This is a genomic window from Enterococcus sp. DIV0840, from assembly GCF_050527835.1.
Taxonomy (GTDB): domain Bacteria; phylum Bacillota; class Bacilli; order Lactobacillales; family Enterococcaceae; genus Enterococcus_L; species Enterococcus_L ureasiticus.
This window is the reverse complement of the sequence record NZ_CP172876.1, coordinates 3,603,338-3,619,714: the sequence shown is the minus strand read 5'-3', so window position 1 is coordinate 3,619,714 and position 16,377 is coordinate 3,603,338. Positions and strand designations below refer to the sequence as shown.

Sequence of the window (16,377 nt, the reverse complement as noted above, 5' to 3'; positions counted from 1 at the left end):
CCTTATTTTAGAATCGCTGTATTTGTTTTTTTGCTTCATCTTTAAAAGTTCTGCTCATAGGCAAAGAAGTTAGCTTCTCTTGTTGTATGTCGTGTTCAAAATACTTAACAAAGACTTCATTTTTAATGATCTTAACAATATAATTTACGTTCACCACATAACTACCATGTATTCTAGTAAATAGATCTTTATCCAACTTATCTAAAATTTCAGCCATTGTTAGATACGTTTTGTAAACTTTTCCTGTTGTGTGGATATAGGCGATGCGTCCACTTTTAGCGACATAGACGATTTCATCCATTGTAAGCACAATAAGTTTTCGGTTAAAAGAAAACTCGAAGTAGGCATGAATAGCAGTAAAATAATTTTTTGCTCGGTCCATTATTTCTAGTAAACAGTCATCAGAAATCGGCTTAACCAAGTAATCGAACGCTTGGACTTTGAATACTTCAGGCATTCGCTGAACATTGTCAGATACAAAAATAATCAATGCTTCTAAATCAAAGGCTCGTATTTTTCGAGCTAATGCAATACCATCCATTTCATTTAGTTCAATAGAAATGAAGTATATAGCGTAATGTACATCTATTTCGTTTAGGTGCCGTACTAATTTTTCTCCGTTACTAAAAAAATCAAATTCGTATTTTTGAGAAGTGTGTAGAGTTATAGATTTTTCAATTTTTCCCATTTCTCTCTGGTTGTTATCACACAATGCAATCTTCAATGGCTCATCTCCCTTGAGTTTAAGATTCAAAATGTAAATATATAGTGTGTTTATCACTTTTATTCTGTTTATTTTTATCAATTCTAATCATATCATATTTTTATTACAGAAATCCTCAAAAATTTTACTCAAATCACTCTTTTTAGAAAATTTGTTACACTCTTTTTGAAATACTAATTATTTTAATGAAAATGCATGAATGCTATATGTATAATTAGCTGCCTTTTTTTGATACACTAAAGATAGTAAATGGGGGGAAGCGAAGTGAAAAAAGGTCAACAATACAATTCATACAACCAACCAATCGGCTATCCAGTAACTAACTGGTCTACAAGAGCATATCCAACAAAATCAACACTAGAAGGAACCAACTGCCGATTAGAAAAAGTAGACCCAAACAAACATTTAGAAGATCTATATCAAGTATACGGACCGCAAAGTAATCCTAAAAATTGGACATATATACCTTTAATGTCATTTAAAAATAAAATAGAATTCTCAGAGTATCTCACAGCAATGAGCCACTCACAAGATCCATTTCACTACGCCATTATTGATAAAACAAGTGGAAAAGCATTAGGAACAGTAGCTTTGATGCGGATAAATCCCGAACATGGAACAATCGAAGTTGGTTTTGTGATTTATTCTGATCAGCTGAAAAAAACGCGAATAGCCACAGAAGCACAATATCTTTTAGCTTGTTATGCGCTAGATGAGTTAGGGTATCGACGCTATGAATGGAAGTGTGATGCGTTAAATGAACCTTCTAAAAACGCAGCACTGCGGTTAGGTTTTGTTTTTGAAGGGATTTTTCGTAACGCTGTAGTTTACAAAGAACGCAACCGGGATACTGCCTGGTTTTCTATCCTTGAAAGTGAATGGCCAAAACAAAAGGCCCGGATGGAATCATGGTTGTCTGACTCCAATTTTACTGCTGATGGAGAGCAAAGAAAGCGTCTGAATGAGTTTTAAAGTGTAAAAATAGCATACTTGAAAGGAAATCGATGAAATGAAAAAGCCAGAAATCCAATTAACAAAAGTTTCTAAGCCAATGATTTTTAACGATGTAGCCCCAACTTTTTTAACAGATGAAACGATGGGTGAAAGAAAGCAAAAAGTATTAGACAATATGAAATCAGAAGGTTTTGACGCACTAGTAATCTATGCAGATAAAGAGCATGGTGGTAATTTTGAATATTTAACGGGTTTTATTCCTCGTTTTGAAGAAGGACTACTTGTTTTAGAGGTTACAGGTGAATGTACGTTGATTCTTGGAAATGAAAACTTGAAAATGGCAAAGGTCGCCCGGATCGAAAACCGATTGATCCACTCGCCATTATTTTCTTTACCAAACCAGCCGATGGATAACGAAGCAAGGTTGGAAGTGATTTTTGAAAATATCGGTTTATCTGAAAAGAGTAAGATAGGTGTTGTTGGCTGGAAGATGTTTACGACAGCTGATTCAGAGAATGATGCTTATTTTGATCTTCCGTATTTTATTATTCAAGCACTTTTGACAAGTAAAAACGAACAAGCGGAGCTAAAAAATGCGGCACATTTATTTATTCGAGGAGACAAAGGCGCCCGTACAACCAATAACGCAAATGAGATCGCGCACTATGAATATGGAGCAAATCTATCTTCCAGTTGTATTTTAAATGCGATGGATGCAGTACAAGTTGGCGTGACTGAAGCCGAATTAGGCAATGAATTGACTGCTGAAGGACAAACCAATACGGTGGTGACCATTGCCGCAACAGGTCAGCGTTTTGAATATGGGAATGTTTACCCAACACACAAACAAGTAAAATTAGGTGATCCATTATCTTTAACAACTGCATTTAAAGGTGGTTTGTCTAGCAGAACTGGTTTTGTGATAGAAAACGCGTCCCAACTTCCAGCAAATCAGCAAGATTATTTAGAGCGAGTGGCTAAGCCTTACTATCAAGCAGTTACTACTTGGTTGGAAACGATAAAAATTGGAATGCCAGGGAATGAGCTCTATCAAACGATCGAAACTGTTTTTCCTCAAGGGGATTATCATTGGCACTTGAATCCTGGCCATTTAGTATCAGACGAAGAATGGATGTCATCTCCGATTTATGCTGGATCTAAGGAAAGATTGAAGAGTGGAATGATTTTACAAATCGATATTATTCCATCTGTGGCAGGGTACACTGGAGTGAGCGCCGAAGAATGTGTTGCACTGGCTGATGAAAATTTACAAAAACAAATCAGAGAAGATTATCCAGAATTATGGCAACGGATAATCACAAGGAAAAGCTATCTCAAAGAAATATTGGCTATCGATTTAAGCGAAGATGTCATCCCATTATCTAATACAGTAGGGTATTTACGACCATTTTACTTGGCAAAAGATCAAGCATTTCGCTGGGTTAAGTAGGTTAATAAGGTAACGAGAATAAGGATCCATAACTCATTTTGAAGTTTGGGTTCTTATTTTATTTTGGAAGCCCATTGTTACACGTGAAACATTTGTTCAATTTCCTTTAAAACAATGTTATTTTTCAAAGTCTCAATATTTTCGATGGATACATATTTAAGAGTATTATTTTTTAGAGACGTTAAAATATCACTACACTCGAAGGGTTGGTAATTTATGAGTAAAAATAAAGTAGTTAGTTTAAGAAGCTCTTCGATTCTTTTTATTTGTATCTGAAACAAGGAGAAAATTTTTGCGTATATAATAGAAAGAAACATTTCATTACAACTGCCATAAATCTCGCTAAAAACATTGCAAGAAATTGCTATTTGCGTTAAAGTAAGAAAAGACAACTGTGAAACATTTTTCTGTTTCACGCAAGGAAGGAAACATATGATACCAGAAGAATTTAAACAACTATTAAGCCAAAAAGAGATTCATTTATCGGATCATCAAATGGAACAATTTGCTCGTTATTTTGAATTACTCGTTGAGTGGAATGAAAAAATGAATCTAACAGCGATTACAGAAGAAAAAGACGTTTATTTAAAACATTTCTACGATTCTATTTCGCTAGCGTTTTTTGAAGATTTTTCAACAAATAAATCAATTTGTGATGTAGGGGCTGGAGCAGGGTTTCCTAGCATTCCGTTGAAAATTGTTTTTCCAACGCTGCAAGTAACGATTGTCGATTCATTAAATAAAAGAATCACATTTTTAACTGAATTGGTAAATGAGTTGAAGTTAGAAGAGGTCTCTTTGTATCATGACCGTGCAGAGACGTTTGGTCAAAAGGAGGAATTCCGTGGCGCTTTTGATTATGTAACAGCTCGTGCAGTTGCCCGTTTAAATGTATTAAGTGAACTGTGCCTACCGTTAGTCAAAAAGGATGGTTTTTTCTTAGCCTTAAAAGCGGCTAAAAGTGAAGAAGAAATTATTGAAGCCAAGCCTGCCATTGCCATTTTAGGTGGTAAATTTCAAAAAGAAGTATCATTTGAATTACCAATCACCGAAGATGAGCGACATATCGTTGTGATCCAAAAGAAAAAAGAAACACCCAAAAAATACCCAAGAAAACCAGGTTTACCAAATAAACAACCAATCAAATAAGATGGAGGGACACAAATGGCACGAATAATTTCTGTAGCGAATCAAAAAGGCGGCGTTGGTAAGACAACGACCACTGTGAATCTAGGTGCTTGCCTTGCTTATTATGGCAAGAAAGTGTTGCTGATCGATATTGATGCTCAAGGAAACGCAACTAGTGGTATCGGTGTACGTAAACCCGATGTTGCAACGGATGTTTATGATGTATTAGTGAATGAAGAACCAATCAAAAATGTGATTCAACAAACCTCTCGTGAAAATTTAGATATCGTTCCCGCAACGATTCAGCTTGCTGGAGCTGAAATTGAATTGACGTCAATGATGGCTAGAGAATCTCGTTTAAAAGCTGCTATAGAGGAAATAAATGATATCTATGACTTTGTTTTGATTGATTGTCCGCCGTCTTTAGGACATTTGACGATTAATGCTTTTACAGCGAGTGATTCGATTTTGATTCCTGTACAATGTGAATACTATGCATTAGAAGGATTGAGCCAGTTGCTAAACACGATTCGTCTCGTTCAAAAACATTTTAATCCAGATTTACGTATTGAAGGTGTATTACTTACGATGTATGATGCACGAACAAATTTAGGCGCTGAGGTTGTGGAAGAAGTTCGCAAATACTTCCGTGAAAAAGTGTACGATACAATTATTCCTAGAAATGTCCGTCTGTCTGAAGCACCTAGTCATGGTTTGTCGATTATTGATTATGATCCCCGTTCACGTGGTGCCGAAGTGTACCAAGCACTAGCAAAGGAAGTGTTGGATAATGAGTAAAGGAAAAGGTTTAGGTAGAGGTATCGATGCATTGTTTCAAGATTTTGCTAGTTTGGAAGATGTAGATGTTCAAAAAGAAGAGGTACTTGAAATTCCTTTAAATGAACTTCGTCCGAATCCTTATCAGCCAAGAAAAACATTTGATGAAGCATCCCTTCAGGAATTGGCAAACTCAATTCAGCAATCAGGTGTTTTTCAACCGATCATTGTTAGAAAATCAGCCGTTAAAGGATACGAAATCATTGCTGGTGAAAGACGTTTTCGCGCATCAAAATTAGCAGATAAAGAAACGATTCCAGCAATCGTTCGCGAATTCGATGAAGAAGCCATGATGCAAGTCGCTGTTTTAGAAAACTTGCAGCGTGAAGATTTAAATCCGCTAGAAGAAGCAGAAGCGTACGATATGCTGATGAAAAATTTGAAATTAACACAAGTAGAAGTCGCAGAACGTCTAGGAAAAAGTCGTCCATATATTGCAAACTACTTACGTCTATTAACATTGCCAACACAAGTCAAAGAGATGGTTCAAGGCGAAACCTTATCAATGGGTCAAGCTAGAACATTACTTGGCTTAAAGGACAAAGACTTGATTTTAACATTGGCAAAACGAGTAGTAGAAGAAAACTTAACGGTTCGTCAGTTAGAACAAATCGTCAACGACTTAAATGAGAACCAAGGCAAAAAAACACCTAAAAAAGAAAAGAAAAATACCAAAGATAAACCGTATTACATTCGTGAAAGCGAAGATCGCTTAATGGATAAATTTGGCACAACTGTTGCAATTCAAGAAAAAGAAGGCAAGGGAAAAATTGAGATAGAGTACCTTTCACAGTCTGATTTAGCTAGAATTTTGGATATTTTAGAAATTCATTTTGACGAAGCTTGATTAACTAGATAAATAAATCAATAAAAGCGTAAAGCGAAACTAAAAATAGTTTTGCTTTACGCTTTTTTGTATGAGAATTTTTAAATCACGAGAATAAACACAACGTACTAAGTGAAAAAGCAGTGATATTGTTGTTTTCTTATTAATTTATATATTTGTATCGCTTAGATATCTATAAAAATACTTATATTCAAAAATAACATATTTTTTCTTGTTTTTATATAAAATAAGAAAAATCTATAATTGTTTAAATTAAACCACATGAATGTTGTTAAATAGATACCTTGGTTAATTAGCCTATACCACGAGTATACAATAAAGAATTTGGACATGTCAATGAGGAATAAAAAAATAACAATATATTTAATTTATGTATATTATAGCTTATAAAGAAGACAAAATCATCATTTATCGATAAAACATTGATAAGTAGCTACATTATTCTATAAAAATTAGGGTAGGCTACTCCTATATTTCTGAAGTTCATAAAAAATAGTAGGGCGTAGTATTTTTACTTATTTTTTTACGCCGTCAAATGAACCGTCAAATATATTATTTTAGACTAACAGTATTTGTTGGTGTAGTTGGATAAAAATAGTTTCCCTCAGTATTAATATACGCAATAAAATAAATAATCACAGAAAAAATAAGAGTGTTACTTAAATGAATAAATTGATTAAAATTGTGACTGGAACAATAAATAGTTGTAAATCACTGTAATTTTCCTTTCTTTTTTTCAAATTCCTTAAAAAAAGTAAACTTCCATTAAAAGTCTGAAAAGAAAATGGCCCAGTGTAATTGTATTTTAAGTGAGACTGAATGAAAATGAATAAAAAGAACCGTTATTATTATTCTTTTTAAATTTATAAAACAATGTAGATTCATTTATTTTTATAAAATCATTATTTTCAAGATATTTTCTTCGATTTTTTTAAAATAGACCGTCGTCCAACCGTCAAAGAGAGGATAGAAATATTTGTATACCAACTTAAAAAGTTGTTTTTTCTTATTTTATATAAGAATAGGAAATTCCTATTATCTAATAGTTACAGTTTTATGTATTACAGTATTTAAAATTATGAGTCACTTTTATCTGTCTAGGGAATTTTTATCAAATAATAAATGGTTGGAATTTACTATATATAAAAATTAAGAGGAGGATTTTCTTTTATGAGGAAAAAAATTATTATATTAACTGACACACTAAGTGCAAACGGGTTATTGCAAAATAGTTTGTTGAATATGGATTATGAAATAATGGTTTCAAAAGATATATTAACTCAACCAAAAGATAAAGAGTTCTATTTTCTGCAAAATTTTGATCTTATTATTTATCAACAATCCATGTATAGCGGGCTAAAAGAGTCATTTTTAGATAACTTGGCATTATTGAACAAACCAATTGTTGTTTTAACATTTGAATCAGAACAGGCTAGCAAATCTAAGTATCTGAATAATGCTAATGTGAGTTTTGTTCGTTATCCAATATCTGTCACGGATCTAGCGAGCAAATTGGCGGCTATTTTTGAAGAGAGTGCCAACCGTACAGGTAAAAATAGTCAAGAAAGAGTAGTAGATTCTTCTATGAATAATGGAGAGGCTTCGCGAATGACATCATCATCTTCAACTTTAGTTAAGGTGAAAAAACAGTATTCTTTCCAATTAAAGGATCGGACATTGATTATTGATAGCTGGCTGATTCCATTGACTAAAAAGGAACATCAGGTATTAGAACATTTTATTGAATCTGATCAAAGAGTTTTTTCAAGTCAGGCACTATGTGAAGCGATTTGGACAAATGCTAAACAAAAAAATAAACAAGCATTGTTGAGCAATCTGATTAATCGTATCAAACAAAAAATAATGGAAAAAACATCGATTTTTGAACCATTCATTTTAAATAAGAAAGGAATAGGCTATTACTTAAATCAGGAGTTTGTCGAACTAGATGAACAAAATGATGAAAAAATAAGAGAACTACTGGTAGGTAGTGTTTAACTTAAAATAGGATATGTAAGAAGGGGAGCGGGAGAATTGGCGATATTTAATAAAAAAAGCAAAAAAAAAAAGAATGATGATGAGTACGAAGAATACTACGATGAGTATGACGAATACGACGAGTATGATGATTACGATGAGTACGACGACGATGACGATGATGAATATGAAGAAGAATCGTATGAGCCTCCTAAAAAGAGTCGTCCGGAAACTTCAACTAAGAGAGAGCGTTTGGAAAACACTATGAGAAAACAAGAGCAAGAAGTACAAGAAGAACAAGCAGCAGTAATTGAACATTTAAACAACGAAAATCAACAATTTCAAAAAGAAATGCAACGTCAAAAAACAATGGCTGAGCGTTTGAAAGCTGAAGTCGAAAATAAACAGCAAGAAATCGATCAATTAACAATGCGTCTGACAACTTCATCTAAGTCTAAAGAAAGAATTCTTTCGCTCGAAGAACAAGTAAGGCAATCTGAAGAGTTGAGAGTCCAATTAGACGAACAATTGCTAGAAGAGCGCAACAGAAGTGTAGAGACCGAAAAACAACTTCGTCAACAAGATCAGATGAAAAACCAAATTGCAGAAGTTTTGATGGAAGCGAAAGAAAAAGCTCAACAAATCATTGAACGTGCAACTATTGAAGCTGATCGAACAGTAGAAGCAGCAAGACATGAAACTAAAAAAGCCGTGTCAGAAGCTTCAATTGAGTTGAAAATGATTAATCAGGAAGCAGCAAATTATCATACGCGAATTCTTCGTTTGCAAAGTGAAACAAGTGTGTTGATGGAGGATTTGTTAAGCAAATCCAGCCGACTAGCTGATCAATCACTAGATTAAGGGAAGGGGATTAAGAAGTGGTTTATCAAAATATTATGGTTGACATTTATCAAGCCGCTTCCCCAGCAGTAGGTGAGCGTCTGTTTGATGACGATATGTTACGGGATATCTATTATATTTGCGAAGAGATCTTTCAAAAGAAAAATAAAAGAATCCCCTATCCTCAAAAAGAAGTAGAAGAATATTTTGAAGAATTTCATACCATAATTTCTTTTTTTAAACATGTAGAAATTACTTTAGATTTTGTAGATCTTGACTGGTCTGCGTTGTTGGATGAGCTGATTCATACCTTTCCTCAAATTGCTTGGATCGGCGGTTCTAAAGAAAAAGAAGATAATCGTATTGTTTACTTTATTGATTTTGTGCCCATTGCTTATCGAGAGACTGGATTTCCTTTCATGGTCAATTTACTGCAGTCGTTAGATCAGCAGCTATTTGATGACAGTGACGATGTGCTAGAATCGTTTGTCTGCGAAATCGAAAGACTTGTAGCTATGTTTATAAAACCTCTTAAAGCATCTAATTCTAGTCCTGCACAAGATGCAGAGGTTGTAGAATACAGTGAAGACGATGATAACGCGAACTATTTGATTAAAATGGAAGAAGCTGTCAGTAGAGAACGATATGCTAAAGAAAGAATGCGGCTTGCAAATAAGAAATTGGAAGTCGTAATCGATCAGATGGAGCGGCAGAATCTCTCTAGAGCGATGAAAGAATTAAGTCAATCAAATAGTGATGAAAATGAAAATTGGGATCACATATTAAAAGTGGACTTACGAGAATATTCCCAACTACTGCAAAAAGCCAAGTTTTTAGAGCAGTCTTGGATGATGAATAAAGAATTAATTACAAAATCAGAAAAAATGACGATTTCGGATAATCAATTGACCTATGAAAGAGAACAGGTAAGAAGTTTCAAAGATTCTGTTTCTACGAATGAAATTTACTTGGTTTTAGATGAGTGTAAGTTAATTGAGTCTAGAGTAAAAATAAAGAAAAAATCTTGGTTTCGTCCGCCACATGTCCGGATTATGAAGATGGATTATGACAGTATACTGAATAAAGCGGCTTATTTTGATCTTATACAGGGAGAAAACTACTTACTTGAACAGATTGTGATAAACGAGGAGTCAATCGTGGACGACTAAAATTGTTTTTCTCTTGAATTTTTAGAGAAGTAACACGATTTTGTTTGAAAAAGCAAAAGGATTGGGAATCGTCGGCTTTTCCCGTCCACCACTACATAAAGCATTTAAATATCTACTTAGGGAAAAATAATGTAAAAAAGAATATCGCTAAAACAGCAGAATTATCAAGGATATAAGAAAGAGGCTTACCGGTACATTAAAAAGAAAATCAATTGAAATATTAGGAGAAAGTAATATTTTTTCGCTACGGTTCATTTGATTTTCACACCTGTTATGTTTTTTTCTTTTTTCAAATCTGTACATATGATTTTACGATGCAGGGAGCTTAAAATTCAATGATTAATAAACGAAAAATACTTCGCCTGATTGTTGTAATGATAGGAGTTTTTCTTTTATCGCTAACATTAATGATTACGAAAGCTCAAGTTGGGCTGGCGGTTTCGGTAAAGCCGATTTTACCAAAAAATCAACATAATTCAGACGCAACCTATTATGATCTTAGAATGAAGCCAGGTCAAAAACAGGACGTGCAGATGGAGTTGACCAATAGTTCTGATAAAGAAGAACAAGTCACTCTAGAAATCAACGATGCTACAACAAATGATGCAGGAGATATAGATTATTCTGATCGATCAAAAATCGTTCCAAGAGACAAAAGCCTAGGCGTTTCTTTTAAGGACATTGCGACTGCTGAGGCAGAACTGACGATTCCAGCTAAAAAAACGATTACAACAACGGTACGTTTAGACATGCCTGAAAAACAATTTGATGGAATGATTTTAGGTGGTATCAAAGTTGTTTCATCAGAAAAAGATATTGAAAATTCTGATTCGAACAATAAGGAAAAACAAGCTAAAAAAACATATATCGTAGCAGTTAAACTAACTGAAACAGATACACCAGTTGTAGCAAAATTGAATTTATTAGACGTCGTTTTTTCAAAAGAAGCAAATAAAAATATTATAAAAGCAACTATTCAAAATGATCAAGCAGTGAACTTAGAAGATATTGACTTTAAAGCAGATGTATATAAAAAAAACTCAGATAAAATTTTTGCTCAGACGAAAGTAACAGGCTATCGAATGGCACCTAATTCAAGTTTCATTTTCGCAATTGATGGTGAGAAACAAGGATTTCAGGCTGGGGAATACCAAATCGATTTAACGGCTAAATCTAAAGCAACTAATCAAGAATGGAAATGGAATAAAGAGCTGGAAATCACAAAATCTGAAAACAAAAAAGTAGAGAACACTGCGATTGATTCAGAGAAGGATAAGATCATGTTTTACACCATTATTTGCGTGATCACATTCGTTTTATTCCTGTTACTCTTATTGTTATTGCTGATTTTAAGAAAGCGAAAAGAGAAACGCTATGAAGAAGCCTTATCTTACAAGAAGAAAAAGCGTGACCGAAATAATAAAAATTCGCAACGAAAGAAAAAACCAAAAGCAAGCAAGGTTGATGGTGGTAGAAAAAAACGTCCTGCAGAATCTAAACGATTAAAAAGATAGAGTTGTAACGCATAAAAAGTAGGGGTCATCATATCGGCCTGAATAAATTTAGGTGCAAAGATTTTAGGAGTTGGAGGATATGAACGTAGTTGAACAAAATACCCAAAAGCAGGGAAAGAAAATAATAAAAAAATATATTCTCCATCGAAAAGTTAATCGAAGACTTTTAGGAGTGGAACTTTTTAACAATCACTTAGTTACGCCGCATGAAGCTTATCTATCCTGTAAATTGATCTTTAAAAAAGATGTTCACTCTTTGATGGAACTTGAGCAGATTTCAAAAAAAATATATAAAACTTGGGCTGAAAAAAATGATGAATTGCTCATAAAAAAAATCAACGTTTTTACATCAACTGCATATATCGTATTGACGTTTACTATAGGTTTTTATGAGGAAACACAAGTAAAGTATCTGCGAGTGTTAAAAGAATTTGCCAAAGAACTCATTGAAACTCATGACAGCATACTCAAGCAGGAAAAAGAACTTGAATATAAGAGAAAAGAAGAAGAAATCTCTGGCGTTTTAGAAAAGTTCAGCCAGCTAACTAAAAAAATAGAGAGCGTAGAAGATCGGCTCGCGAAAAGTGAATCAATCGTTTTAGATTCAGGCGAGTTGCTAAAAACGGAGCTTACTAAAGTAAGTCAAACAATTAAAGCGCAAATGAGTCAAGTAGAGCATAACGTGAAAGATAGCCAAAGTTATTCTGAAAACAAAGAACAAGTAGTGAAGGAAACAAAATCAAATCTCGAAAGTACAAGTTACATAACAAAAAAGGTCGTAAGCAAAAAAAAAGATCGAGTACGTAAGTATAGACTTGATCGGTCCAAACAACATCCAGTAACTTTAAAAGTAAAGAATTGGGCATCAGATTGGTCGCCAAAAAAAAAGATAATTAAAGCAAATCAAAGGCTAAATAAAAAAAATGCTTTAAAAGGCTGTATGTCAAAAATTGAGATGGACGTTTTAACGTGTTTTACCAAAAATGAAGAATTGAATAAAAAACGAATGGTACCAAAAAAACAATTTTTAACTTTAAAAGCGAAAGTAGAATTTATTGATTATTTATGGATGTTGTTGGAGTTGGAAGGAAAAGAAGAAATTATTATTGCGGATAAACTAAGTTGTAGAGAGCTGATTGAAGATTTAGGTCAGTTTATGGAACGTGTAGAAAAAGTTTCTGTTGGCCCGACAATTTTTAATTACTGGGTATACTGTTCGCAAGAAATGCTGGTAAAACTAGAAGGATATGCCGCCTTAAAAGAATTTTTGAGTAGTTCTTTGAGGTTAAGCAACAATACTCTAGTAAATGAAGCATGATGGTTAGGTTGATTTGGAGAAAAAGGGGTGGTGTACAAGAAACTAGAACAGTTTCAGATGTATATGCCTCTTTCTTTTTCTTTGAATATTATATAAATATTATTTGTATAACAAATAAATTTGACATTATACTTCCAAATTTTTTCTTTTTTAGGAAAATATTTGAAACGAATCGAAAAAAATTATAATGCATACTTAGTTAAGAAAACTGAACGTATTGTAAAGTCTCGTGCGGGAGTATATGAAAATTGGAATTAAATAGATTAATTTCAAGTGAATGATTTTATGTTTGATAAAAATAACATAAAAATAATTAAAGGTTGCAGTGATTGCATTTTTTAAAATTAAATTTTAGAAAGGATCTTAATTATGGCAAGAAGAGGAGAAAACATCTATAAAAGAAAAGATGGTCGCTGGGAAGGCCGATACATAAAAGGTAGACAACAAAATGGGAAGATTCATTATGGTTATATCTATGGCTATAAATACTCAGAGGTCAAGCACCAACTTATTTTGATGAAATATGAAAAACAGACAAGCAATAGTAAAAATCTGTTACCTTATGAAGGAAAGTTACTAGACTGGACAAATTACTGGTTGAAGACATTTGTTCGACCGAAAGTAAAAAGTAGTACTTATGCTAGCTATAAAAATAAAATGGAAGTTCATGTATTATCAAGAATTGGTTCAGTTAAGCTGCAAAAACTGAAGCAATCAGATATTGATTCTTTACTAAAAGAGATGGATCAAACGTTGAAAGCAAGTTCTATCAGGTCAATATTTTCAGTATTAAAAAATTGTTTGGGTAAGGCAATATCTTTAAACTTACTTGTAGAAAATCCATGTATGGGATTGGAACTTCCGAAAACAAGAAGAAAAACAGTGCGGGCTTTATCCATTAAAGACCAAGCCAAGTTAGTCAAAGAAATCAATACAAATCAGAAATTCTTTTCTATTATGCTCGCTTTACAGACCGGACTTCGAATTGGAGAAATTTGTGGACTAAAATGGGAAGATATTGATTTTGAAAACAATACATTGGGTGTTAATAGAACAGTGCTTAGAATTCAGTCGCAAGACAAAGCTGGAAGAAAAACAGAAATTGTGGAAGTCACACCTAAAAGCGATAACTCCCAAAGGAAAATTCCTATTACTAAGTCTTTAAAGAAAAATTTGCTAGAACTTCAAAAAGTATCAACTAGTGATTACGTTATTTCAAACAAACAAAAGGCTTTAGAACCTCGCACGATAGCGTATCGTTTTCAAATAATTCGTAAAAAGATTGGGTTGGAAAAATTTTCTTTCCATTCTTTAAGACATACTTTTGCCACTCGCTGTCTAGAGGCTGGCGGAAATATTGCAACAATAAGTTCATTATTAGGACATTCATCAACAAAAATGACGCTAGATTGTTATACAAATTCATTTTTCACAGAAGAACGTCAGCTGGTAGAAAAACTTGAATTTATTTAACACAAAAATTTTAGTTGTTAGGAGTAAGACCTACTCTTATACAGCAGGTCTTTCAGAGAGCGTTGTCAAGAAGAATAAATCTTATATAGTAACTGATCAAGATCTGAGAAGTCCTTTTTTTCATTGTAGTTAGTCAAAAAGAAAAAATATTTTCCTCTTTTCTTTAAGTAAGAACAATCTACGTTACTAATAACCAGGTCATAAAATTGGTTTGGAGCAAGGGGTTCTGCTTCTGCAAAAGTGTTTAATCCAATATATTTGATCCACTGATCTGTAAATTTTTTTTTGCACAGTAAATCACCTTCAATAAATATTCCAACAGAAATTTTAATTTTGACACACTCTTCATAAAAGCTTAAAGCATGAGCGTATTTTGTGATAAGAACAGTGTCATGGTTGGTGTCTACAAAAATTTCTGGGTATTTTTCTTTTAAGTAATTAACAAAATGTTGAATCGACTCAGAGTGTATCGTCTTTTCCTGGTTTGTATAATTTAGTTCCCAATAATAATCAATACATCCTTTAAATATCAAATGGCGGTAGCTAATAGAATTTAGATAATATTGAAGGGTTGATCGGTGAGAATTGTTTAAGCAAGTGTTTGGATAGCAGGTTTTCATAAAATCAAAAAATTCGTTATTCAGAGTTTGTATAAAAAATCTACTGTATCTTTCAATTAGATCAAGTTCTTTTAAGCAATGTGAATTAGCAGGAATGATATCTTCGCCGAGCATGAAGAGAAGCAATAAAATAGTTTCATTAGGAGGCATTTTAAAAGAGTAATAAACTAAAAATGATCCAAGTGTTTCATTGATTTTTTTGAATAAGCGAGAATTTTTAAGTGCATTTATGAACCTTTTTTGACTACAAATATCGGATTTGTTATTGAAAAAGGGTTCCAGTTCACTGAAGTCCTGTATGGTTTTTTGTGCATTTCTTCTTTTTAATAGACTCAAATAAATGACAAGTTTTTTTCGAGCTAAAACTGACATTGGGCTGCCTAATATCTGCTGAATGTGATTGGCTGTTTCGTAAATTCTAGGATCGACATTTGGAACTTTTAATTGGTGTTTAGGATCTGTGACGCTGTAAAGAGATACATAAAAAAAACGAATTTGCAATTCAGAACCGAGTAGAGAACCATTTTGGATAGTCAAATCAAATTCATCTAATAAAATGTTCAATTCGTTGATTTTCCTGAAGTATGTGGAATGGCTGATGCCAATTTTTTCACATAAGCGATTGACATCGATGGTTCCACAAAGCAGTAATTCTTCTAAAATTGTATATTTGGGTGCATGGATGATCAGTTCATTGTACAAAGTATGAAGAGAATAGTCAGGTTTGGTTTGAAATATAATTGTGTGTTTATTTACTTCAATGGAAAAACAGTCATTTGATTTTTTTGCTGAGGTCATCAATTCTTCGAGTAGCTTTGATAAAAAATATTTGCCTATATCTAGATGCCGTAAAAGCTCTTTTTTTGTTGCAGTACCGCCAACATCGCTCAGATATATTAATATGTCAATTTGATAAACTTCCAATTTTTCTAGCAAGTCAAATTTTCTCATAGTAGAACTCCTTTAAATATAAGTATAAGAATAGTGGTTAGGATATAATGTGGTGAGTCATATCAGGATAAACGTTGGGATACTAAGGTATCTCGTTTCAATATCATTCTTGGTGCCAACTTCTGAAATAACTAGTAAGATTTTCAATATTATCCAACATAAATCGAGTAAATACAATTTTATTTAAATTATTTTATTTTCATTATTTTGAGAAATAATATTATTTATTTTTGTGGGTCCTTATTTAATGTATAAAAAAAGTGAATTAATAAAATAGCTTTGCTTGATTGTCCAAAAAATGGTATTGTATCTTTGTATGTTTATGTCTGATTTCATGAATATGGATGACTATTTTTAGAAGGGATATGTCTGTTATGTATGAACTTGGTGATATTGTAGAAATGAAAAAGCCCCATGCTTGTCAGGCAAATCGTTGGGAAATTATCCGAATGGGTGCCGATATTAAAATAAAATGTACGAACTGCGGTCATATCGTTATGATGACACGCCGTGATTTTGAAAAAAAGATGAAGAAAATTTTGGAAAAAAAACTGATAAAGGATAGTGAATAATCA

At 33.0% G+C, this 16,377-nt stretch carries 14 protein-coding genes; 12 read left to right on the top strand and 2 right to left on the bottom strand.

The annotated features are described in order from the left end of the window. Positions 1–7: 7 nt before the first annotated feature. On the bottom strand, positions 8–724 hold the full coding sequence (locus tag IGL98_RS17225; RefSeq protein ID WP_206843874.1) for a LytR/AlgR family response regulator transcription factor: 717 nt from the start codon (positions 722–724) through the stop codon (positions 8–10). Positions 725–988: 264 nt separating this feature from the next. Between IGL98_RS17225 and IGL98_RS17220 the strand changes: the two genes are divergently transcribed. From IGL98_RS17220 to IGL98_RS17170, 11 genes are all read left to right on the top strand, one after another. Further along, a complete protein-coding gene (locus IGL98_RS17220; RefSeq protein ID WP_339099435.1) occupies positions 989–1,696 on the top strand; it encodes a GNAT family N-acetyltransferase in 708 nt (235 codons plus the stop codon). A 37-nt stretch (positions 1,697–1,733) separates the two neighbouring features. Further along, the gene (locus IGL98_RS17215; RefSeq protein ID WP_206843878.1) at positions 1,734–3,128 is read left to right on the top strand and encodes a M24 family metallopeptidase; all 1,395 of its coding nucleotides are present in this window, start codon (positions 1,734–1,736) and stop codon (positions 3,126–3,128) included. A gap of 432 nt (positions 3,129–3,560) precedes the next feature. After that, positions 3,561–4,277, top strand: a complete 717-nt coding sequence (rsmG, locus tag IGL98_RS17210) for a 16S rRNA (guanine(527)-N(7))-methyltransferase RsmG (protein WP_069647114.1) — start codon at positions 3,561–3,563, stop codon at positions 4,275–4,277. A gap of 15 nt (positions 4,278–4,292) precedes the next feature. Next, a complete protein-coding gene (locus IGL98_RS17205; RefSeq protein ID WP_010766686.1) occupies positions 4,293–5,054 on the top strand; it encodes a ParA family protein in 762 nt (253 codons plus the stop codon). Next, positions 5,047–5,940 carry a ParB/RepB/Spo0J family partition protein gene (locus IGL98_RS17200; RefSeq protein WP_069647115.1) on the top strand — a complete coding sequence of 298 codons (894 nt, stop codon included), beginning with the start codon at positions 5,047–5,049 and terminating at the stop codon, positions 5,938–5,940. The genes IGL98_RS17205 and IGL98_RS17200 overlap by 8 nt, the downstream gene beginning before the upstream one ends. A gap of 1,170 nt (positions 5,941–7,110) precedes the next feature. After that, positions 7,111–7,938, top strand: coding sequence for a helix-turn-helix domain-containing protein (locus IGL98_RS17195; RefSeq protein ID WP_206843880.1), 828 nt, complete (start codon positions 7,111–7,113; stop codon positions 7,936–7,938). Between the two features lie 36 nt (positions 7,939–7,974). After that, positions 7,975–8,778, top strand: a complete 804-nt coding sequence (locus IGL98_RS17190) for a hypothetical protein (RefSeq protein WP_206843883.1) — start codon at positions 7,975–7,977, stop codon at positions 8,776–8,778. Positions 8,779–8,795: 17 nt separating this feature from the next. Continuing rightward, entirely contained in the window at positions 8,796–9,926 is a 1,131-nt protein-coding gene (locus IGL98_RS17185) for a hypothetical protein (RefSeq protein WP_206843885.1), read from the top strand. Between the two features lie 335 nt (positions 9,927–10,261). Further along, complete coding sequence (locus IGL98_RS17180) at positions 10,262–11,440, top strand: DUF916 and DUF3324 domain-containing protein (RefSeq protein WP_206843887.1); 1,179 nt, start codon at positions 10,262–10,264, stop codon at positions 11,438–11,440. A 79-nt stretch (positions 11,441–11,519) separates the two neighbouring features. Next, positions 11,520–12,758, top strand: coding sequence for a hypothetical protein (locus IGL98_RS17175; protein ID WP_206843888.1), 1,239 nt, complete (start codon positions 11,520–11,522; stop codon positions 12,756–12,758). A 369-nt stretch (positions 12,759–13,127) separates the two neighbouring features. Next, positions 13,128–14,231, top strand: a complete 1,104-nt coding sequence (locus tag IGL98_RS17170; RefSeq protein WP_206843890.1) for a tyrosine-type recombinase/integrase — start codon at positions 13,128–13,130, stop codon at positions 14,229–14,231. Between the two features lie 65 nt (positions 14,232–14,296). On the opposite strand, the gene IGL98_RS17165 is transcribed toward IGL98_RS17170, so the two are convergent. Further along, a complete protein-coding gene (locus IGL98_RS17165) occupies positions 14,297–15,802 on the bottom strand; it encodes a helix-turn-helix domain-containing protein (RefSeq protein WP_206843893.1) in 1,506 nt (501 codons plus the stop codon). Between the two features lie 374 nt (positions 15,803–16,176). Here IGL98_RS17165 and IGL98_RS17160 point away from each other — a divergent pair, with 374 nt between their 5' ends. Continuing rightward, positions 16,177–16,374 (top strand): DUF951 domain-containing protein, encoded by a 198-nt coding sequence (locus IGL98_RS17160; protein WP_010770224.1) that lies wholly within the window; start codon positions 16,177–16,179, stop codon positions 16,372–16,374. Positions 16,375–16,377 lie beyond the last annotated feature (3 nt).